General features: G+C 44.4%; 17 protein-coding genes, 2 tRNA genes and 3 rRNA genes. 1 reads left to right on the forward strand and 21 read right to left on the reverse strand.

All coding sequences use genetic code 11. The features are described 5' to 3' along the window. Positions 1 to 108: 108 nt before the first annotated feature. The 16 genes from DBK98_RS00540 to DBK98_RS00615 all read right to left on the reverse strand — a co-directional run bounded on the left by DBK98_RS00540 (position 109) and on the right by DBK98_RS00615 (position 13,510). Positions 109 to 1,044: a FecR family protein gene (locus tag DBK98_RS00540; RefSeq protein WP_032536755.1), complete on the reverse strand. Its 936-nt coding sequence runs from the start codon at positions 1,042 to 1,044 to the stop codon at positions 109 to 111. A gap of 125 nt (positions 1,045 to 1,169) precedes the next feature. Continuing rightward, the gene (locus DBK98_RS00545; protein WP_005781604.1) at positions 1,170 to 1,742 is read right to left on the reverse strand and encodes an RNA polymerase sigma-70 factor; all 573 of its coding nucleotides are present in this window, start codon (positions 1,740 to 1,742) and stop codon (positions 1,170 to 1,172) included. Positions 1,743 to 1,865: 123 nt separating this feature from the next. Beyond that, positions 1,866 to 2,450 carry a GTP cyclohydrolase I FolE gene (gene folE, locus DBK98_RS00550; protein WP_005821937.1) on the reverse strand — a complete coding sequence of 195 codons (585 nt, stop codon included), beginning with the start codon at positions 2,448 to 2,450 and terminating at the stop codon, positions 1,866 to 1,868. A gap of 2 nt (positions 2,451 to 2,452) precedes the next feature. After that, positions 2,453 to 2,902, reverse strand: a complete 450-nt coding sequence (locus DBK98_RS00555; RefSeq protein WP_005781608.1) for an SPOR domain-containing protein — start codon at positions 2,900 to 2,902, stop codon at positions 2,453 to 2,455. Between the two features lie 92 nt (positions 2,903 to 2,994). Further along, positions 2,995 to 3,750, reverse strand: a complete 756-nt coding sequence (gene tpiA / locus DBK98_RS00560; RefSeq protein WP_032536754.1) for a triose-phosphate isomerase — start codon at positions 3,748 to 3,750, stop codon at positions 2,995 to 2,997. A 40-nt stretch (positions 3,751 to 3,790) separates the two neighbouring features. After that, the gene (locus tag DBK98_RS00565; protein WP_005808654.1) at positions 3,791 to 5,134 is read right to left on the reverse strand and encodes a BT_3928 family protein; all 1,344 of its coding nucleotides are present in this window, start codon (positions 5,132 to 5,134) and stop codon (positions 3,791 to 3,793) included. After that, entirely contained in the window at positions 5,124 to 5,666 is a 543-nt protein-coding gene (locus tag DBK98_RS00570; protein ID WP_032536753.1) for a DUF1599 domain-containing protein, read from the reverse strand. The genes DBK98_RS00565 and DBK98_RS00570 overlap by 11 nt, the downstream gene beginning before the upstream one ends. Positions 5,667 to 5,770: 104 nt before the next feature. Continuing rightward, positions 5,771 to 6,652, reverse strand: coding sequence for a M23 family metallopeptidase (locus tag DBK98_RS00575; RefSeq protein WP_005781615.1), 882 nt, complete (start codon positions 6,650 to 6,652; stop codon positions 5,771 to 5,773). 23 nt (positions 6,653 to 6,675) lie between these two features. Next, positions 6,676 to 7,140 (reverse strand): nucleoside-diphosphate kinase, encoded by a 465-nt coding sequence (ndk, locus tag DBK98_RS00580; RefSeq protein WP_005781616.1) that lies wholly within the window; start codon positions 7,138 to 7,140, stop codon positions 6,676 to 6,678. Between the two features lie 218 nt (positions 7,141 to 7,358). Beyond that, positions 7,359 to 9,455 (reverse strand): ATP-dependent DNA helicase RecG, encoded by a 2,097-nt coding sequence (recG, locus tag DBK98_RS00585; protein WP_005808660.1) that lies wholly within the window; start codon positions 9,453 to 9,455, stop codon positions 7,359 to 7,361. Further along, a complete protein-coding gene (locus DBK98_RS00590; protein WP_005808662.1) occupies positions 9,455 to 10,117 on the reverse strand; it encodes a 2-C-methyl-D-erythritol 4-phosphate cytidylyltransferase in 663 nt (220 codons plus the stop codon). The genes recG and DBK98_RS00590 overlap by 1 nt, the downstream gene beginning before the upstream one ends. Positions 10,118 to 10,121: 4 nt before the next feature. Continuing rightward, positions 10,122 to 10,673, reverse strand: a complete 552-nt coding sequence (locus DBK98_RS00595) for a DJ-1 family glyoxalase III (RefSeq protein WP_005808664.1) — start codon at positions 10,671 to 10,673, stop codon at positions 10,122 to 10,124. A gap of 69 nt (positions 10,674 to 10,742) precedes the next feature. Next, positions 10,743 to 11,585: a cell envelope integrity protein TolA gene (locus DBK98_RS00600; RefSeq protein WP_005808666.1), complete on the reverse strand. Its 843-nt coding sequence runs from the start codon at positions 11,583 to 11,585 to the stop codon at positions 10,743 to 10,745. Next, positions 11,582 to 12,004, reverse strand: coding sequence for a biopolymer transporter ExbD (locus tag DBK98_RS00605; RefSeq protein WP_005808668.1), 423 nt, complete (start codon positions 12,002 to 12,004; stop codon positions 11,582 to 11,584). The genes DBK98_RS00600 and DBK98_RS00605 overlap by 4 nt, the downstream gene beginning before the upstream one ends. Positions 12,005 to 12,074: 70 nt before the next feature. Continuing rightward, positions 12,075 to 12,797: a MotA/TolQ/ExbB proton channel family protein gene (locus DBK98_RS00610; protein ID WP_005808670.1), complete on the reverse strand. Its 723-nt coding sequence runs from the start codon at positions 12,795 to 12,797 to the stop codon at positions 12,075 to 12,077. Continuing rightward, entirely contained in the window at positions 12,797 to 13,510 is a 714-nt protein-coding gene (locus tag DBK98_RS00615; RefSeq protein WP_005781628.1) for a pyridoxine 5'-phosphate synthase, read from the reverse strand. The genes DBK98_RS00610 and DBK98_RS00615 overlap by 1 nt, the downstream gene beginning before the upstream one ends. Positions 13,511 to 13,642: 132 nt before the next feature. Here DBK98_RS00615 and DBK98_RS00620 point away from each other — a divergent pair, with 132 nt between their 5' ends. After that, positions 13,643 to 14,515 (forward strand): NAD kinase, encoded by an 873-nt coding sequence (locus DBK98_RS00620; protein WP_005781629.1) that lies wholly within the window; start codon positions 13,643 to 13,645, stop codon positions 14,513 to 14,515. Between the two features lie 276 nt (positions 14,516 to 14,791). On the opposite strand, the gene rrf is transcribed toward DBK98_RS00620, so the two are convergent. From rrf to DBK98_RS00645, 5 genes are all read right to left on the reverse strand, one after another. Then, positions 14,792 to 14,902: ribosomal RNA gene (rrf, locus tag DBK98_RS00625) — 5S ribosomal RNA — on the reverse strand. A gap of 89 nt (positions 14,903 to 14,991) precedes the next feature. After that, a 23S ribosomal RNA gene (locus DBK98_RS00630) occupies positions 14,992 to 17,882 on the reverse strand. Between the two features lie 149 nt (positions 17,883 to 18,031). Further along, positions 18,032 to 18,108: transfer RNA gene (locus DBK98_RS00635), tRNA-Ala, on the reverse strand. Positions 18,109 to 18,134: 26 nt separating this feature from the next. Continuing rightward, positions 18,135 to 18,211 (reverse strand) — tRNA-Ile (locus tag DBK98_RS00640). Between the two features lie 155 nt (positions 18,212 to 18,366). Beyond that, positions 18,367 to 19,897 (reverse strand): 16S ribosomal RNA (locus tag DBK98_RS00645). The 16S, 23S and 5S rRNA genes sit together here with 2 tRNA genes alongside, the layout of an rRNA operon. Positions 19,898 to 20,248 lie beyond the last annotated feature (351 nt).

Here is a 20,248-nt window from a genome sequence, read left to right on the forward strand (position 1 = left end):
TGTTTCTCCTTTAGGCTGGTAGGTATTGCAGTACTTACCGGCCTTTTGTTTCAATCAGATTTAAGCGGTATTCTTCATAGGCAGTATTCTTATTAAAGGTTCAACAATTTATTTAATGGTAAATGTATTCTTCTCATCATCCCGGACGTACTTAAAGTTCACGTCCCTCTGCAAAACACGTAATGCATATTCTATTCCGTCGGACAAGCGGAACTTGACAGTAAGTACCGGATTGTCTACTTTGGCGGCATCAAATCCTATCCCGACACCATAATACTTTTCAAACTCTCGCAGTATTTCAGTAAACCGTTTACTCTTAAAACAAATCAGTCCTTCACGCCAACGGTAAGTATCAAAATCAGTGATTTTTTCGACAGTCATTTTGCCCCCTTTAAGTACGGCTTTGTACGAAGGACGCAGCGTTAACTGGGAATTGCCTGCTTTCACACGGACACTTCCCTCTATCAAGGCTGTCTCAAACTCCTTGGTACCCGAATAGGCTTCTACATAAAACCGGGTGCCGAGTACTTCAATCTGTTCTTTTTCGGAAGTATGTACCACAAAGGGTTTCTTTGCATCATGCGTTACCTCAAAATAGGCTTCGCCGTCTATCTCTACGTCACGTCTTTTATCTGCAAAGTTTTGCGGATACTCAATTCGGGTATTGGAGTTAAGCCAGACACGGCTGCCGTCGGGAAGAGTGATGTTCGCCATCTGTCCCTTCAAAGTGCTGACCACACTTCTCGATTCTGTTTCGGAGGGTCGGTTAAGCCAGAAATACGTTGTCCCTAAAGCAATCAGCAGAACAGCCACCACCTTCAGGCATTCAAAACCGATTCTACGGATCATCCGTCGTCGCCCGGCCTGCTTTTGGACAGAAACGGCCCGCTCCTTCAGAATAATCGTATCGAAGAATTTCCTCTCCCGAAGATATTCCTTCCAGTTTTCTTCGGAAGCTTCAATATACTGGCGGATCTTCTTTTCTTCTTCAGAACCGGCATCCCCGTTAAAGTAGCGATATAATATTTCTTTTTCTATTTTCATAGGTCTGTTTTTATCTGCATTCATCTTAATAACACGCAAACAGATTACCTCCCTAGTAAAAAAGTTCTTTTTTTATGGGCAGTACCTTCTTCGGATACCCGGAATACATTTTTCTGAATGTTTTTTTAAGTGAGGAAGTCATATAAGAAAGGGAACAAGACCAGATAGTCCTTCAGAGCTACACGAAGCTCTTTGGTGGCTTTGGAGATATGAAATTCAACGCCTTTTACAGTCATTCCCATTATCTCGGCTATTTCTTTGTGGGATTTATTTTCGTAACGGCTCAGAACAAAAATCCGGGCGGTATTGGCGGACAGACGGGAAATCACATGATCGATAATGTTCTGCACCTCTCCGGCAAATAAAGCACTGGGTTCACAGGCATCCAAAGTGGCGATACGATTGGACAACTCCCATTCTGAATGAGAACTGACGCGATCGGACACTTCATTGACCAATTGTAAATGGCGGAGATGATTAAGGCACTTATTCTTTACGACTGTAAGGACATAGGCAGAAGGATTGATCTCAGAAGAGATCTTAAGACGGTTTTCCCAATAGGACATTAAAGCCTCCATAACGATATCTTCGGCTACGATCTCGTCACGCGTATAAGTCCATGCAAACCGGATAAACCGTTGCTGATTCTCGGAAAAGAACTTGTTGAACCGGATTAAGTCACTGGAATTGGAGGGCATACGCTAAAATAAAAGTTAATTCATTTAGCACAAAAATAAAAAACAAAAGCTATATAAACAAACTTAAATACTAATAAATTCAGCGCGATTGCCCCTATATACCAATAATATACTACACCAGACTTATCTCTGACGAATCAGATTCATAAACTCTTCGCGGGTTTTAGCCTGGTTGAAAGCACCTGTAAAATCGGAAGTAGTAGTTACAGAATTTTGTTTCTCAACACCACGCATCTGCATACACATGTGTTTGGCTTCAACGACAACCATCACTCCCAATGGATTGAGGGTTTCCTGGATGCACTCTTTAATCTGGAGCGTCATGCGCTCCTGCACTTGCAACCGGTGAGAGAAAATATCTACCACCCGGGCTATCTTGCTAAGTCCGGTGATATAACCGTTAGGAATATAAGCCACATGCGCTTTGCCGTAGAAAGGCAGCATGTGATGTTCGCAAAGAGAGAAGAAATCGATATCTTTCACAATCACCATCTGGCTGTATTCTTCCTGAAACTTAGCCGAACGAAGCACTTCATGCGGATCCATGTGATAACCTTTAGTCAGAGTCAACATAGCTTTAGCAACACGTTCGGGGGTCTTCAGTAAACCTTCCCGTTCGGCATCCTCACCTAAAAGAGTGATAATACTGCGATAATGCTTCTTTAAATCCTCCAAAGCCGGAGAGTTGATTTCTTCTTTTTCTAACATAATTACAGGGGGATATTGATTTGATCTTTAACAATAGAGACTTCCTTAAACACACCGGTTGCTTTCAGCTTGCGCATCATGGCATCAGCTTCTTCGATACTACGAAAATCGCCTACCCTGCACAACCAGCGGGGAGGATTGAAAGAGGTATAAACGGAAAGTTCCGGAAAATACTCCTTAACCCGGGAGCCTACGTTATGCGCCTCGTTCTTGGCCTGGCGAGTATTATTGCCGGCATAAGTCTGTATCCGGTATCCGGAAGACTTGAGTATCTTCTGTTCACCGGTACTGGGAGGAACACTACCCAATAAAGCTGCAATGCGTGGATCTTGATGAATGGTCACTTTCCCTTGCCCCGGCACGTTACGTTCCAGACTCTTCACAATATCGCTTTGAGCCTGTACGCCTGCCGCAAGAACCAATAATAAAAACAGTAAGCTCAATTTCTTCATAAGCTTGTCAATTGAGGAATGGAGAACTGAAAATTGAGAATGGATTGATTGGTATAACCAACATTCCCAACTTCCAGTTCTTAATCTTTTAATTAATTGAATGCATCAATGATACCTTTGAAATCGGCAACCTTCAAAGCAGCACCACCGATCAAGCCACCGTCAACATCCGGGTTGGCAAACAGTTCTTTTGCATTAGAAGGTTTACAGCTACCACCGTAAAGGATAGAAGTGTTGTCGGCAATTTCTTTTCCATATTTTCCGGCCACAGCAGAACGGATAAATGCATGGATTTCCTGTGCCTGGTCAGGAGTAGCAGTTTTACCTGTACCGATAGCCCAAACCGGTTCGTAAGCCAAAACGATCTTAGCAAAGTCTTCTGCAGAAAGATCGAATACAGATTCTAACTGAGCAGCAACCACTTCGTTCTGTTTGTTAGCTTCGCGTTCTTCCAGAACTTCACCGATACAGAAAATAGGAGTCAAACCGTTAGCCAAAGCCAATTTCACTTTGTCTTTCAGGATTTCAACTGTTTCACCGTAGTAAGCACGACGTTCTGAGTGACCCAGGATGACATATTTAGCACCTGTAGAAGCAACCATAGCGGCTGAAACTTCACCTGTGTAAGCACCTGATTCTTTATCAGCGCAGTTTTCAGCACCAACACCAATCTTGGCAGCATCTACAAGAGGAGTTACAGAAGCAAGGTGGATAAACGGAGTACAGATGATAACCTCACAGTTAGGCTTTTCGTTAGCCAATGCTTCATTCAGTTCTTTTGCAAGAGCAATACCCTCTTGGAGGGTTTTGTTCATTTTCCAGTTTCCTGCAACAATGTTTTTTCTCATTTTGTTTTTTATTAAAAGGGTTAATAAATTTACGATTCAATTATTCATTCTTCTGCGTTTCAGAAGAGACTTGTGAATTTCCGGCAGCTTTGTCAGCAGCCTTTTTACGTTTCTTTTCAAGACGCTTCACAACCAGAATATCAACTCCCAAAACCATCAATAAAGGGATAGCAAACCAAAGGAGCACATAACCGATCGTATGCACATCGCTCTCTTGTTTCTGTTTTCCCAGTTCAAGATTTTCCAGTTTGTCAGTCAGGGCATATTCATCAGGCAATTCACTATCACTCCATTTATTTAAAATGGTACCTTCTTTAATCAGCATCAGTCCCGGATTGGAACGTATCATCGTTTTCAACGTAATATCATCCATCAGGCAGAACGGATATTCCGCTCCGGTTTTATCTTTCCATTGTTCTATCTGATAATCCAGCGAAGAGGTCAGGCAGTAAAAGCCATAACCATGCTCTACCGCATAATCATAAATCTCATTTATCAGATCGATGTTACTGTCATCTGCCTCTTCAATCCGATGGGCTACCAATAAGAATGTATAGTTTTTATCTGCCAGTACTTTATCTGTAATATCTTCACCTGTTTCAAGATTAGTCATTGAGAAATCATGGATAGAAGGCTCATAACCTTTCTCTTTCACAACGGTCCGCGCTTCAATGAATTTCCAGGTACTATCGGGATAATTTTCCAACGAGAACTCTTTCTTTTCACCATTCTTCTCCAACACGAAAACACTCTCGTAAACCGTCGGCTTTGCCCCTGCCGGGATACTCATGTTTTCCGGAATATTCTTCCCTATCTTATAAGGACGAAAATCCAGTATCGGCAAGTTGCCCAGACAATAGAACGAAAGCGCAAACACAAACAGGAAAGTATATAGAGATACGAGCCATTCCATCTTAGCACTGATAAAACGGATCATCTGATGCTTCCACCGGAAAACGGAAATTGCTGCAATCAGCAAAATAACATTCTTCCAAAATGTTTGCCAGTTTGTCAATACCCAAGCGTCACCGAAACAACCACAATCGGATACCGGATTAGCCAATGCCAAATACAGAGTAAGAGGGGTCATACAGATCATCAGCAACAAAGCCAACCAGGTAGCGGTTGTTTTCCGGATACCAAAAAACAGAAACACACCTACCGAAAACTCGACAGCTGACAAAACAATACCCGCCAACAAAGGGAAAAAGGCCGGAAACCACGTTCCCATCCCGAAAGCATCCAGATAATCTTGTATCTTATATTCCGATCCCAACGGATCGACTGCTTTCACGAATCCTGAAAAGATGAACACCCCTGCCAGCACGAAGCGGCACAGATTGGTCCATACTTTCTGAATAATATGTAGCTCCTTATCCTTCAAATTCTATCTTAATCAATCCGAAAACAGAATAGTTAATCATATCCATGTAATTAGCGTCAATGCCTTCTGATACCAATGTCTGACCGGCAAGGCTCTCTATCTGCTTGGTACGATAAATCTTCATCAGTATCAAATCAGTATACGAGCTAACGCGCATACTGCGCCATGCCTCATCATAATCATGATTCTTGGCAAGCATCAATTCCAATGCTTCCTTTGCATACTTATCGTACAAAGCCAATGCTTCATCTACTGTTATATCAGCCGACTCTGCATATCCGAGTTCCAATTGTATCAACCCGATAATACCATAGTTGACAATAGCAATAAACTCGGAACGGATTCCTTCGTCGACAAGAGTCACCCCTTTTACTTCAATACTACGAATACGGTTGGCTTTGATAAATATCTGATCTGTTACGGAAGCAGGACGCAGAATACGCCATGCAGGACCGTAATCATGCAGTTTCTTAGAGAATAGGTCACGGCATAATGCTATGACATGTTCAAATTGTTGCCTGGTATCTTTCATTTCCTTACAAATAGTGTGCAAAGGTAACAATAATTAAAGAAAAATGAAAAGAGGGCACTCTAAATAATATTAAAGTGCCCTCTTCCGTCTATGTAGTATAACTATTATGAACAGCGCAATACTTGCCCCGGACGAAGTGTTGTCTTCGTGGTAATACGATTCAACTTGCAAAGTGTGCTAACTGAAACACCGCGCAGTTTAGCGATTCTGGACAAACTGTCGCCTTTCTTAACCTTGTAATATCTGATTTCGCCGTCCGATGCTATATTAGTATCATGTGAACCGGCTTTGTTACGTTCGTAACCTCTTGTTTTTCTGAATGTATATGTATCGGCAACGATATCCTGTTTCGGGAAGTCGAACATTAATGCAGGATTGATGGCAATACCCAGGAAACGGGTCTCAAAATGCAAGTGAGATCCCGTTGAACGTCCGGTATTTCCTCCCAAGGCAATGGGTTCACCGGCTTTTACCAATTGGTTCTCTTCTACAAGCTGTTTGGATAAGTGACCGTATACGGTTTCCAGTCCATTGTCGTGACGAATAACGACATATTTACCATAACCTCTACGTTCATACTTCACAATACGTACCTTTCCGTCGAAAGCAGCTACAATGGTATCTCCAATGTTCACTTTGATGTCAAGTCCATTATGCATTCTTCTCCAACGTGGTCCGAAGGGAGAAGTGATACGGGTACTGGGAGTAGGCATATGGAAACCCGTGAGATCGATTGTATAAGAATCGGGAATTATAGCATCCTTTCCGTAAGCATGTACGTACTGGTTGTTCCAATTAGGATACAGACTCAGTGCAGGATATTCAGACTGTTCTGCGCGAATCTGTTTCTGCAATGCTAATGAATCTACACTTTTTAATTTTCTGTCAATCGGTGCCTGACGGGCAATCAAATCCTGAGAAAAAGAGTTCAGGCTGATCATAGCCGCAGCGGCAATCATTACTGTTTTAATGCAATTGAAATTCATTCGTCTTGTTTAATTCAATTCAATCAATATTCGTCATTTGCATACAGGTAGTCAAAAGTAGCCTGTTTGTAATCGAATATTTCTTCCGGTTTAAAGAATCTGTTTAATTCGACAACTGCGGTTTCCGGCGAATCAGAGGTATGAACAATGTTCTCTTGAAAGCTCATACTATAATCTCCGCGAATGGTCCCCGGGGCTGCCAGACGTCCGTTAGTTGGTCCTGCCAATGCACGAACGGCTTGAATAGCATCCACACCTTCAAAACAACAAACGATAACGGGAGCCGTCATCATAGAATCTTTCACTCGCTGAAAGAATGGTTTCGAACTAAGGTGTGAATAATGCTCACTTAACACTTCATCTGTCAACTGCATCATTTTCATTCCCGCCAAACGCAATCCTTTACGCTCAAAACGACGAGTAATCTCGCCAACCAGTCCTCGCTGAAGAGTACAAGGTTTCAGAATGACCAATGTTTTTTCCATCATAACGTACAGTTTCAAAAGGTTAAAGTGCTCATTTATTTTAAAATTCCCCCAAAGATAGCATTTCTAAGCGAAACGGCAGGTATCCTCTTAACTATTTTTTATAAGGATAAATAGCAGAATTAAAGAAATATTTCTCTAAACCTCCATAAACAGAGGAAATAAAGAGAAATATGTTATGCAACATGTTTATGTAAAAAAGCTACATGTTTAACCGTTTTTCAGCTAATGGCAGCCCAGTTAACATTCGTCTTGCGCAATGCTTTCAGCTGCCGCCATAGAATTTCATTCTCCGGCAACACGCCGCCCGGATCGGCATCCGTTATTTCTTCTGCGATATTACGCACGTATTGCAAGAGTTGACCGTCACGGGCAATATCCGCAATCTTTAAGTCGAAAGCAATACCACTTTGCTGTGTACCTTCCAGGTCACCTGGTCCCCGGAGTTTAAGATCGGCTTCAGCTATTTCAAATCCGTCATTGGTGCGTACCATTATTTCCAGACGTTTCCGGGTCTCTTCAGTCAGCTTATAGGTAGTGACCAGAATGCAATATGATTGGTCGGCTCCACGCCCTACCCGGCCACGCAACTGATGTAACTGTGAAAGTCCGAAGCGTTCGGCATTTTCGATAATCATCACCGAAGCGTTAGGCACATTCACTCCTACTTCAATCACTGTAGTAGCTACCATAATCTGCGCTTCACCCGAAATAAAAAGTTGCATCTGCGCATCTTTCTCGGCAGGTTTCATTTTGCCATGCACTTTACAAACCTTACAGTCGGGAAACTCCTCACAAATATGCAAATACCCTTCTTCAAGATTTTTCAAATCAATCTTTTCACTCTCCTTAATCAAGGGATATACAATATAAATCTGGCGCCCTTCTTCAATTTGTTTACGTACCGAACGATATAAACTTTCTCTCCGGTTATCAAACTGGTGAATAGTAGAGATCGGCTTACGTCCGGGAGGCAATTCATCTATGACAGAGACATCCAAATCACCATAAAGTGTCATTGCCAGCGTACGTGGAATCGGAGTAGCAGTCATAACCAATACATGGGGCGGCTGAATACTCTTGCTCCACAGTCTGGCACGCTGTGCCACACCAAAGCGGTGTTGTTCGTCAATTACGGCCAATCCTAAAGAAGCAAAATTTACAGTATCTTCAATAACGGCGTGGGTACCGATCAATATATGTACATCTCCGGTCAGGAGTCCCGCAAGGATAGCTTCCCGTTTCTTTCCTTTCACCGAACCTGTCAGGAGTTCCACCCGCACATCCATTCCAAACAACAACTCTTTGATTGTATCGTAATGTTGGTTAGCCAAAATCTCAGTAGGCGCCATCATACAAGCCTGAAAACCATTATCAAGGGCAATCAGCATACTCATCAAGGCCACCAGTGTTTTCCCACTTCCCACATCCCCCTGCAACAGGCGATTCATTTGCTTTCCGCAACCGACGTCCTGCCGGATTTCTCTCAAAACCCGCTTTTGAGCCCCGGTCAGTTCGAAAGGAAGATTCTTAGAATAAAATGTATTGAAGATTTTACCGACTGTTTCGAAAACATAACCGCGGTATTTACGTTGCCGATCTTTGGCATATCTCAGAATATTGAGCTGTACATAAAAGAGCTCTTCGAACTTAAGACGATATTCCGCCTTCCTCAACAGCTCCGGATTAGAAGGAAAATGAATATTCCGTAAAGCTTCCGTCAAAGGCATCAGATGATGGTCGGCAATCAGTTTAGGTGAAAGTGTCTCGGGCAAAGGCTCCTGAATCTGTCCGATAATGGTTGCCATCATCTTTTCAATGGCATGGGAGTTGAGAAAGCTACGTTTCATCTTCTCCGTTGTATTATAATAAGGTTGGAGTCCCATTGATGACAATTTCAAATCAGCGGGATTATCTATATCGGGATGGGCTACGTTAATTCTTCCGTTAAACACGGTCGGCTTACCAAAGATAATATATTCTTCGTGAAGTTTATACTTACCTGTGACATACTTTATACCCTGAAACCACACGAGGTCAACGACTCCTGTGCCATCCGAGAAATGTGCTAATAATCTTCTCTGCCGCCCTTCACCAAAAGTTTCAAAGCCAAGTATCTTTCCCTTCAACTGTATATACGGCATATTACCATCTATTTCATGAATGTAATAGATGCGACTCCGGTCTACATATTTATAAGGAAAATAATAGAGCAGATCATGCAATGAATAAATCTCCAACTCTTTATTCAGAACCGCAGCTTTTTGCGGACCAACACCGGATAAGTACTTTATGTCTCGTGTAGCTAAATCGAACATTACAACAAGGCTGAAGCTACTTTCAAATCAAATGGAGTAGTTATTTTTATATTTTCACGGTTTCCCTCCACCAGATGGACAGGAACTCCCATAGCCTCTACCACGGAGGCATCATCAGTAAAAAAGGGAGTAAACTCTTGTTCATAAGCTCTTCTCAGTAAATCGGCATCGAATACCTGGGGAGTTTGAACCAGTTTATAATCATTACGGTTTACAGTCTCACTGCCTGATCCTGTGAGATGGCGCACGGTTTCTACAACATCGATGACAGGAATTACGGCTTTTCGCACAGCAGCTTCCCGGAAACAACGGGCAATCACTTCCTGCGATACGAAAGGACGAACACCGTCATGCACCCCCACCATACCACCGATACCGTTTATCAAAGCCAATCCGTTTTTAACCGAGTGGAAACGGGTTTCACCTCCATCGGCAATTTCATGCCTGATGTTAAATCCATGCGTTTCACACAGTTCCCGCCAAAACCCCTGCTGTTCCCGGGGCAATACGAGAATAAGCTGCATTCTCTTATCGAATCGATGAAAAGCTTCCAACGTATGCATCAATACAGGCTTTCCGCCAATGGGAAGAAACTGTTTGGGAAGTTCACTTCCCATGCGGAGTCCCTTCCCCCCGGCTACAATCAAAGCAGTCCGATACATAGGCTTAACGTCTTACGCACATGGCCTCTACCAGCTCGTTTACTTTTTCCTTGCCTAACAATGTATCTACAATAGTCAATGCAAATTCCATCGCAGCACCCGGTCCCATACCGGTAATGATGTTACCATCTCTGACAACCGGCTCGTTAGTACACTCCGCACCTTCCAGGTACTGTTCGAAGCTGGGATAACAGGTTACTCTGCGACCTCTCAGAAGTCCCAGTTTTCCAAGTACCATCGGGGCGGCACAAATAGCGGCAATAGGCTTGTTTTTCTCCGCAAAGCTAAGAATTAACTTACGCAACCCTTCATGTTTGTCCAGAGTGGCAGCACCCGGCATTCCTCCCGGCAAAAACAGCAACTCAGCATCAAAGAAATCACAATTCTCAAAATTCTTATCGCAAAGCACAGATACATCATGCGCACCGACTACAATCTCGTCTGGCGTAACAGATACAATTTCTACATCTAAACCAGCGCGTCTCAATGTATCAATTGTAGTAAGCGCTTCAATTTCTTCAAATCCGTCTGCGAAAAATGCATAAACTGTTCCCATAATCTATATCATTTAGATGTTATAAACTCAAAGCCCACCTTTCTAAAAACACGGTACTTTAAGCATTAATTATTTCAAATTAAAATAATAAGTAATCGTTCCTGTCTGGTTGTTCACTCCGTTTACGGCATTAAAACGTGCTTTTTTAGCCGCATCTTCAGCAGCTTTACGCAAAGTCGAATTTACCGTGTTAGTCAATCGGTTGATACTGGTAGCAATCACATGACCAGCTGGATTCACGGTAATAGAAACAACTACTCGCCCCTCTTCCTGAACGTTGTATACGGGACGGGGCAAACCTCCCTCTCCTATAGAACGTCCGCCAAGATTAAATGTTCCATATCCCCCGACTCCGGACTTTGCTCCGGTCGACGAATTGCCATCTTTACTTCCTTCTACTCCTTCACCCGAAGTAGCACTACCTTTGCTTCCCCCCATCTGCGAGCCTTTACCAAAGGCACCGGCTACTCGTTTACTGGCAGCTTCTGCAGCGGCCTTGCGCTCACGCTCTGCCCTTTCTTCAGCAAGTTTTTTAGCTTCGGCAGCCTTTTCTTCGGCTGTTTTTTCAGGCTTCTTCTCTACTTTCGGCTTCTCCTTCTTAGGCTCGACCTTGGGTTTTATAGCAACCGTTTCTTCTTCGGTCTGCGTAATCATTTCCTGTTCGGCTTCCACTTCGGGTACGGGTTGCGGAGCCGGCACTTCTTCAGGCATTACTTCCACGTCCACCATAGTGGAGGGATCATAATTTCCATAAGCCGCATCCACATCTCCCATCATCACCGGTACACCGCCGGCTTCTTCGTCCGGACGTGGAACAGCAAAACTTACCAGAATCAAAAGAGCAATAATAGCCACATGCACCAACAATGCACCCAACGCCCCTATATATTCACTCTTTCTTTTTATGTTCATTTCTTCCTTGTTTCCGGCGGGCGGGTAGCCAGCACCATTTTAAAATGATTCTCATTCGCGATATTCAGCACCTTAACGATCTCACGGTAAGGTACAGTTTCATCCGCATAGAGAGCAACATACATCTCAGGTTCTTTATCCGCACAGCTTTGCAGGAATGGAGTCAATTCCTCCAAGCCTAAAGCATGCTCTTTTTCATTACCGAACGCTGCATAATAGTTCAGGTCCTTATCAATGATAACTCTTGTCAACGGTTTAGCCGAAGTTTGCTGTTTGCCTTGTGGCAATAACACTTTAATCGCATTGGGCGACACAACAGTTGAAGTTATCATAAAAAAGATAAGCAACAGGAATATGACGTCCGTCATAGATGCCATACTAAAGTTGGGTGATATTTTTGCTCGACGCTTTAATGCCATAAAATAATTCTTCAATATGCCAATATGTCAATGTGCCAATTGGCTACGCACTCTATTTTATCTCAGCACCTTATTTCTGTGCAGGTTCATTAAGCAGGTCCATAAACTCCATGGTTCTGGACTCCATCTTATTGACCACTCTATCTACCAGCATCACCAGATAGTTGTAAGCAAACATAGCAATAATACCGACAATCAGACCACCTACGGTAGTAATCATAGCTTCATAAATACCTCCTGAAAGCAGTGTGATATCAATATTACCGCTTCCGGCATTTGCCATTTCATAAAAAGCCCGCACCATACCGGTTACTGTACCCAGGAAACCGAGCATCGGAGCACCACCTGAAATAGTAGCCATCACAGTCAGGCCTTTTTCCAACTTAGCCACCTCAATATTTCCCACATTCTCAATAGCAACCTGTACGTCATTTACCGGACGTCCCAGACGGCTAATCCCTTTTTCGATCATACGGGCGGAAGGGGTATTCATCGTTCGGCAATAATTAATTGCCGACTTAATCTCACCACTATGGATATAGTCTTTGATCTTATCCATAAACATCGGATCTTCCTTACCGGCTTTTCGGATCACATAGTTACGTTCAAACAGGATGTAGAAACAAACTACAGACAGTACTCCCAAAACAATCATAATCCATCCACCCTTAATAGCCATATCAAGCATATTCATTTCAGCCGGAGCAGATACAGGAGTCAGTACAGGGTTGGCCGATGCAACGGAATCAACCAGGTTGGTAGCCACTTGGGCTAATAGTAGCATTGCATTCATTAGCGAAGACAGTTTTTATATTCCTGAATGGTACGTTCCAATCCCAGATACAGCGCATCACTTATTAAAGCATGACCGATAGAGACCTCGTCCAGCCAGGGTATGTTTTTATAAAAGTAATTCAGATTCAATAAACTCAAGTCGTGACCGGCGTTCAGACCAATTCCCAACCGGCGGGCCACTTTAGCAGCTTCAACAAAAGGAGCAACAGCCGCTGCCGGATCTTTGGGATAAGCAGTAGCATAAGGTTCGGTATATAGCTCTACACGGTCGGCACCTGCTTTTGCCGCATACTCAATCATTTCCGCATCGGCTGCCACAAATACAGATGTACGGATACCTGCCCCGTTAAACTCGTCCAAAACTTCCGTCAGAAAATCAAAATTAGCCTTTGTATCCCATCCTGAATTAGAAGTTATCTGAGAAGGATCGTCCGGCACTAAAGTCACCTGATGAGGTTTCACCTTCAACACCAAATCAATAAACTCCGGAGAAGGATATCCTTCAATATTAAATTCAGTCCGAAGCAACGGACGCAAATCATACACATCCGAACGACGGATATGACGTTCATCCGGACGTGGGTGAACCGTTATGCCGTCAGCACCGAAACTCTCACAATCCAACGCCACCTTAACCACGTTCGGAACATTTCCCCCACGGGCATTCCGAAGGGTAGCCACTTTGTTTATGTTCACACTTAATTTAGTCATAGTTCTATGTCTTAATATAATACGGACCTTTTACCCATATGTTTTGCGCAAAAGTACAAATATTAGCGATAAGATAACAGCAATACCGAAAAAAAATCCCAAATTTGCGACACACTAGAAACTTTTATCAACATGAAATTTGCCATTTTCGGAAATACATACCAAGCCAAGAAGTCTTCACATGCTGCTACTTTGTTCAATTTGCTCGAAAAACATGGAGCAGAAATCTGTGTATGCAGAGAATTTCATCGTTTCCTGAAATCCGACTTAAAACTGAACGTCAAGGCGGATAATTTGTTCGATGAAGACTATTTTGATGCAGACATGGTGATCAGTATTGGCGGAGATGGTACTTTTCTAAAAGCGGCACGACGGGTAGGTAACAAAGGAATCCCTATTTTGGGTATCAATACCGGACGATTAGGGTTCTTAGCAGATGTATCCCCGGAAGAAATGGAAGAAACGATTGAAGAAATCTACCAGAACCATTATACAGTTGAAGAACGGAGTGTACTCCAATTGCTTTGTGACGACAAACATTTGCAAGATTCACCTTATGCGCTCAATGAAATAGCCGTATTAAAGCGGGACAGTTCATCCATGATCAGTATCCGTACTGCTATTAACGGAGCACACCTCACGACTTACCAGGCTGACGGGCTCATTATCGCCACTCCAACAGGTTCCACTGCATATTCATTAAGCGTAGGTGGTCCTATCATTGTTCCCCATTCCAAAACCATCGCAATTACTCCGGTTGCTCCACACAGTTTAAACGTAAGGCCTATAGTGATCTGTGATGACTGGGAAATCACTTTAGATGTAGAAAGTCGTAGCCACAATTTCCTGGTTGCAATTGACGGCAGTAGCGAAACCTGTAAGGAAACAACCCGCCTCACAATCCGGAGAGCTGACTATAGCATTAAAGTAGTAAAACGCTTTAATCACATCTTTTTCGACACTCTTCGCACTAAAATGATGTGGGGAGCTGACAGCAGAGTATAATATTTCATTTATCACTAATAGCAGGGAGGCTTTTCTCATAGCCTCCTTGACTTTCGCCATTAGGGTTCTGTCCCACACAGCTTCTTTTAACCAGAAACATTCCGAATAAAGCTGATAAAATGATTGACAGGGGATGTTGTTTATCCGGAAGAGTAAAGTTCTTTATTTATAAACGAGTGCATCAGTTCGGTTGTTATCCTCCCTCCTTCTTTTCCTACGTCTATAAACAAGTCATCCCCTCGTGTCTTCTGACCCGAGGGGATGAACTCTCTGAAAAAACGGCGACTACCTACTCTCCCACTGTTACGCAGTACCATCGGCGTGATCAGGCTTAACTTCTCTGTTCGGAATGGGAAGAGGTGGAACCCTGATGCTATAGTCACCTGAATAAGGCAGACATAATGTACAAAAGTAAACTTAGCCGTCTATCACCCGGATAGTAAAGCTAAACGGATATATAAACCATAAAGGACAATAAAAGAAAGTCATCGGGCAATTAGTAACGCTCGGCTGTGATGTTACCACCTGTACACCTGCGTCCTATCAACGTTGTAGTCTACAACGACCCTGAAAGAAATCTAATCTTGTGGCTGGCTTCGTACTTAGATGCTTTCAGCACTTATCCAATCCCGACTTAGATACCCGGCAATGCACCTGGCGGCACAACCGGTAAACCAGAGGTCAGTCCAACACGGTCCTCTCGTACTAGTGTCAGAGCCACGCAAATTTCATGCGCCCACGATAGATAGAGACCGAACTGTCTCACGACGTTCTGAACCCAGCTCGCGTGCCACTTTAATGGGCGAACAGCCCAACCCTTGGGACCTTCTCCAGCCCCAGGATGTGACGAGCCGACATCGAGGTGCCAAACCCCCCGTCGTCGATATGAGCTCTTGGGAGGGGATCAGCCTGTTATCCCCGGAGTACCTTTTATCCTTTGAGCGATGTCCCTTCCATACGGAAACACCGGATCACTATGCTCTAGTTTCCTACCTGATCGACTTGTAAGTCTCCCCAGTCAAGCGCCCTTATGCCATTACACTCTGCCGCCGGTTACCAATCGGCGTGAGGGCACCTTTAGAAGCCTCCGTTACACTTTTGGAGGCGACCACCCCAGTCAAACTACCCACCAAACAGTGTCCTCGCAAATGCGAGTTAGAACTCAAATAATCAAAGGGCCGTATTTCAACAGCGACTCCACAAATACTGGCGTACCTGCTTCAAAGTCTCCGGCCTATCCTACACATCAATTACCCAAATTCAATGTTAAGCTATAGTAAAGGTTCACGGGGTCTTTTCGTCCCATCGCGGGTAATCGGCATCTTCACCGATACTACAATTTCACTGAGCTCACGGTTGAGACAGTGTCCAGATCATTACACCATTCGTGCAGGTCGGAACTTACCCGACAAGGAATTTCGCTACCTTAGGACCGTTATAGTTACGGCCGCCGTTTACTGGGGCTTCAATTCAATGCTTCTCTTGCGATGACATCTCCTCTTAACCTTCCAGCACCGGGCAGGTGTCAGGCTGTATACGTGATCTTTCAATTTTGCACAGCCCTGTGTTTTTGTTAAACAGTTGCCTGGACCTATTCTCTGCGCCCTCCCGTCACCGGGTAGGGACCCTTTATCCCGAAGTTACAGGGTCAATTTGCCTAGTTCCTTAACCGTGATTCACTCAAGCGCCTGAGTATATTCAACCCGACTACGTGTGTCCGTTTGCGGTACGGGTACCATTAAGATTAAGTTTAGCGGATTTTCTTGGGAGTATGTTTACACGCACTATTACCGTTTTCCGAGGAAATTGGTATACTGTCAGGTTCGACTCTTATCCCGGATTTGCCTGGGATAATCAACATCTACACCCTTTAACGGACTATTCCGTCAGTCCGCGGCGTTGTCACTCCTCCGTCTCCACGTCACTCTTAATGCTAGTACAGGAATATTAACCTGTTCTGCCATCGGCATCACCGTTCGGCTGAGCCTTAGGACCCGACTAACCCTGATCCGATTAGCGTTGATCAGGAAACCTTAGTCTTGCGGCGAGGGGTTTCTCACCCCCTTTATCGTTACTTATACCTACATTTGCTTTTCCACACGCTCCAGTAAAGCTCACGCTTAGCCTTCAACGCAGAGTGGAATGCTCCCCTACCGATACTTACGTATCCCATAGCTTCGGTAAAACACTTAATGCCCGATTATTATCCACGCCAAACTCCTCGACTAGTGAGCTGTTACGCACTCTTTAAATGAATGGCTGCTTCCAAGCCAACATCCTAGCTGTCTTAGCAATCTGACTTCGTTAGTTCAACTTAGTGTTTATTTGGGGACCTTAGCTGATGGTCTGGATTCTTCTCCTTTAGGACATGGACCTTAGCACCCATGCCCTCACTCCTGAGATCGAACTAATGCGCATTCGGAGTTTATCAAGACTTGATAGGCGGTGAAGCCCTCGCATCTTATCAGTCGCTCTACCTCACATTAGTAATTCTCAAGGCTGCACCTAAATGCATTTCGGGGAGTACGAGCTATCTCCAAGTTTGATTAGCCTTTCACCCCCACCCTCAGGTCATCCGGAAGCTTTTCAACGCTTATCGGTTCGGTCCTCCAGTTAGTGTTACCTAACCTTCAACCTGCCCAAGGGTAGATCACTTGGTTTCGCGTCTACTCCTTCCGACTATCCGCCCTGTTCAGACTCGCTTTCGCTTCGGATCCACATCTCAAGATGCTTAACCTTGCCGGAAAAAGTAACTCGTAGGTTCATTATGCAAAAGGCACGCCGTCACAACTTACGCTGCTCCGACCGCTTGTAGGCGCATGGTTTCAGGGACTATTTCACTCTTCTATTCGAAGTGCTTTTCACCTTTCCTTCACAGTACTGGTTCGCTATCGGTCTCTCGGGAGTATTTAGCCTTACCGGATGGTCCCGGCTGGTTCACGCAGAATTCCTCGTGCTCCGCGCTACTCAGGATACCACTACGCTTCAGTTACCTTAGAATACCGGGCTATCACCGTCTATGGCGCGACTTTCCAGCCGCTTCTTCTCAATAACTTTCTTGCGAGAGCGTGGTCCTACAACCCCACACATGCCGTAACATGGGTGGTTTGGGCTATTCCCCGTTCGCTCGCCACTACTAGGGGAATCATTATTTATTTTCTTTTCCTGCAGGTACTAAGATGTTTCAGTTCCCTGCGTTAGCCTCCAACTTGGTTGGATGACATTCCTTCAGAATGCCGGGTTGTCCCATTCGGAAATCTTCGGATCAAAGGTTATTTGCACCTACCCGAAGCTTATCGCAGCTTATCACGTCCTTCATCGCCTCCGAGAGCCAAGGCATCCGCCATGCGCCCTTATTTACTTTCTTTTATCGCCAGGTTCATCTCCTTTTCTTAAAAAGGATCTGAACCAAATGGTTCGATATATACTTTTAGCTCTTACTAAATTTACTTTTTTTGTACATCATGTCAAAGATCGTATGATAACATTCGGCAACTTGTGTTGCCAGAGTATCAATGGTGGAGAATAACGGATTCGAACCGTTGACCCTCTGCGTGCAAGGCAGATGCTCTAGCCAGCTGAGCTAATCCCCCAATCATACAAGATATCAATCTCGTCTTGGTAGTCCCAGGCAGAGTTGAACTGCCGACCTCTACATTATCAGTGTAGCGCTCTAACCAACTGAGCTATAGGACTAGTTCAACCGTGTCCTGTCTTAGACTCGGCTTCTGTTTTTCTCTTGTTTATCTCTATCTATATTGCTATAGATGGTCGATCTATATTCTATAAATAAACAAGTACCAGTAGTACAATTTTAGAACCGATGAACGTCGTTTTCAACATCGCTCCAGAAAGGAGGTGTTCCAGCCGCACCTTCCGGTACGGCTACCTTGTTACGACTTAGCCCCAGTCACCAGTTTTACCCTAGGACGCTCCTTGCGGTTACGTACTTCAGGTACCCCCGGCTCCCATGGCTTGACGGGCGGTGTGTACAAGGCCCGGGAACGTATTCACCGCGCCGTGGCTGATGCGCGATTACTAGCGAATCCAGCTTCACGAAGTCGGGTTGCAGACTTCGATCCGAACTGAGAGAGGCTTTTGGGATTAGCATCCTGTCACCAGGTAGCTGCCTTCTGTACCCCCATTGTAACACGTGTGTAGCCCCGGACGTAAGGGCCGTGCTGATTTGACGTCATCCCCACCTTCCTCACATCTTACGACGGCAGTCTCTCCAGAGTCCTCAGCATGACCTGTTAGTAACTGAAGATAAGGGTTGCGCTCGTTATGGCACTTAAGCCGACACCTCACGGCACGAGCTGACGACAACCATGCAGCACCTTCACAGTGGTGATTGCTCACTGACATGTTTCCACATCATTCCACTGCAATTTAAGCCCGGGTAAGGTTCCTCGCGTATCATCGAATTAAACCACATGTTCCTCCGCTTGTGCGGGCCCCCGTCAATTCCTTTGAGTTTCACCGTTGCCGGCGTACTCCCCAGGTGGAATACTTAATGCTTTCGCTTGGCCGCTTACTGTATATCGCAAACAGCGAGTATTCATCGTTTACTGTGTGGACTACCAGGGTATCTAATCCTGTTTGATACCCACACTTTCGAGCATCAGTGTCAGTTGCAGTCCAGTGAGCTGCCTTCGCAATCGGAGTTCTTCGTGATATCTAAGCATTTCACCGCTACACCACGAATTCCGCCCACCTCTACTGTACTCAAGACTGACAGTATCAACTGCAATTTTACGGTTGAGCCGCAAACTTTCACAACTGACTTACCAGTCCACCTACGCTCCCTTTAAACCCAATAAATCCGGATAACGCTCGGATCCTCCGTATTACCGCGGCTGCTGGCACGGAGTTAGCCGATCCTTATTCATATTATACATACAAAACAGTATACATACTGCACTTTATTCTAATATAAAAAGAAGTTTACAACCCATAGGGCAGTCATCCTTCACGCTACTTGGCTGGTTCAGGCTCGCGCCCATTGACCAATATTCCTCACTGCTGCCTCCCCTGTAGGAGTTTGGACCGTGTCTCAGTTCCAATGTGGGGGACCTTCCTCTCAGAACCCCTATCCATCGAAGGCTTGGTGGGCCGTTACCTCACCAACAACCTAATGGAACGCATCCCCATCCTTTACCGGAATCCTTTAATAATCAAACCATGCGGAATGATTATCCCATCGGGTATTAATCTTTCTTTCGAAAGGCTATCCCCGAGTAAAGGGCAGGTTGGATACGTGTTACTCACCCGTGCGCCGGTCGCCAGCAAAGAAAGCAAGCTTTCTTCCTGATGCCCCTCGACTTGCATGTGTTAAGCCTGTAGCTAGCGTTCATCCTGAGCCAGGATCAAACTCTTCATTGTAAAAGTATTGTTATATATCCCAATAAGGGACAATATTAGCTCTGTTCAGGATGTCGAAAATTTATTGACGGTCATTTTTCATATACCTATATAATAAGTATTGACGGTTCTAAATTTACTTGTACTACTTGTATTGTTTATCAATTTTTCAAAGAACGCTTCTTTTCGATTGCGCTTCGTTTTAAAAGCGGGTGCAAAGGTAAAAGGTTTATTTTAAAACACCAAATGTTTCTGGAAGTTTTTTTTAAAATGTTTTCCCGGTCTGTTCTCTGGCTCTCTTAGCGAAAGGGAAAGGCACCGGAATAAACGCCTTTTATCGCGAATCGGACTGCAAAGATAACGAATTTTAAT

The sequence above is a fragment of the Bacteroides sp. PHL 2737 genome, from assembly GCF_004115325.2.
Lineage (GTDB): Bacteria > Bacteroidota > Bacteroidia > Bacteroidales > Bacteroidaceae > Bacteroides > Bacteroides hominis.

Bases quoted from the DNA above. Each gene is read 5' to 3' on its own strand.
- DBK98_RS00540 (WP_032536755.1), bottom strand. From the start codon at position 1,044: ATGAAAATAGAAAAAGAAATATTATATCGCTACTTTAACGGGGATGCC.
- DBK98_RS00545 (WP_005781604.1), bottom strand. From the start codon at position 1,742: ATGCCCTCCAATTCCAGTGACTTAATCCGGTTCAACAAGTTCTTTTCC.
- folE (WP_005821937.1), bottom strand. From the start codon at position 2,450: ATGTTAGAAAAAGAAGAAATCAACTCTCCGGCTTTGGAGGATTTAAAG.
- DBK98_RS00555 (WP_005781608.1), bottom strand. From the start codon at position 2,902: ATGAAGAAATTGAGCTTACTGTTTTTATTATTGGTTCTTGCGGCAGGC.
- tpiA (WP_032536754.1), bottom strand. From the start codon at position 3,750: ATGAGAAAAAACATTGTTGCAGGAAACTGGAAAATGAACAAAACCCTC.
- DBK98_RS00570 (WP_032536753.1), bottom strand. From the start codon at position 5,666: ATGAAAGATACCAGGCAACAATTTGAACATGTCATAGCATTATGCCGT.
- DBK98_RS00575 (WP_005781615.1), bottom strand. From the start codon at position 6,652: ATGAATTTCAATTGCATTAAAACAGTAATGATTGCCGCTGCGGCTATG.
- ndk (WP_005781616.1), bottom strand. From the start codon at position 7,140: ATGATGGAAAAAACATTGGTCATTCTGAAACCTTGTACTCTTCAGCGA.
- recG (WP_005808660.1), bottom strand. From the start codon at position 9,455: ATGTTCGATTTAGCTACACGAGACATAAAGTACTTATCCGGTGTTGGT.
- DBK98_RS00590 (WP_005808662.1), bottom strand. From the start codon at position 10,117: ATGTATCGGACTGCTTTGATTGTAGCCGGGGGGAAGGGACTCCGCATG.
- DBK98_RS00595 (WP_005808664.1), bottom strand. From the start codon at position 10,673: ATGGGAACAGTTTATGCATTTTTCGCAGACGGATTTGAAGAAATTGAA.
- DBK98_RS00600 (WP_005808666.1), bottom strand. From the start codon at position 11,585: ATGAACATAAAAAGAAAGAGTGAATATATAGGGGCGTTGGGTGCATTG.
- DBK98_RS00605 (WP_005808668.1), bottom strand. From the start codon at position 12,004: ATGGCATTAAAGCGTCGAGCAAAAATATCACCCAACTTTAGTATGGCA.
- DBK98_RS00610 (WP_005808670.1), bottom strand. From the start codon at position 12,797: ATGAATGCAATGCTACTATTAGCCCAAGTGGCTACCAACCTGGTTGAT.
- DBK98_RS00615 (WP_005781628.1), bottom strand. From the start codon at position 13,510: ATGACTAAATTAAGTGTGAACATAAACAAAGTGGCTACCCTTCGGAAT.
- DBK98_RS00620 (WP_005781629.1), top strand. From the start codon at position 13,643: ATGAAATTTGCCATTTTCGGAAATACATACCAAGCCAAGAAGTCTTCA.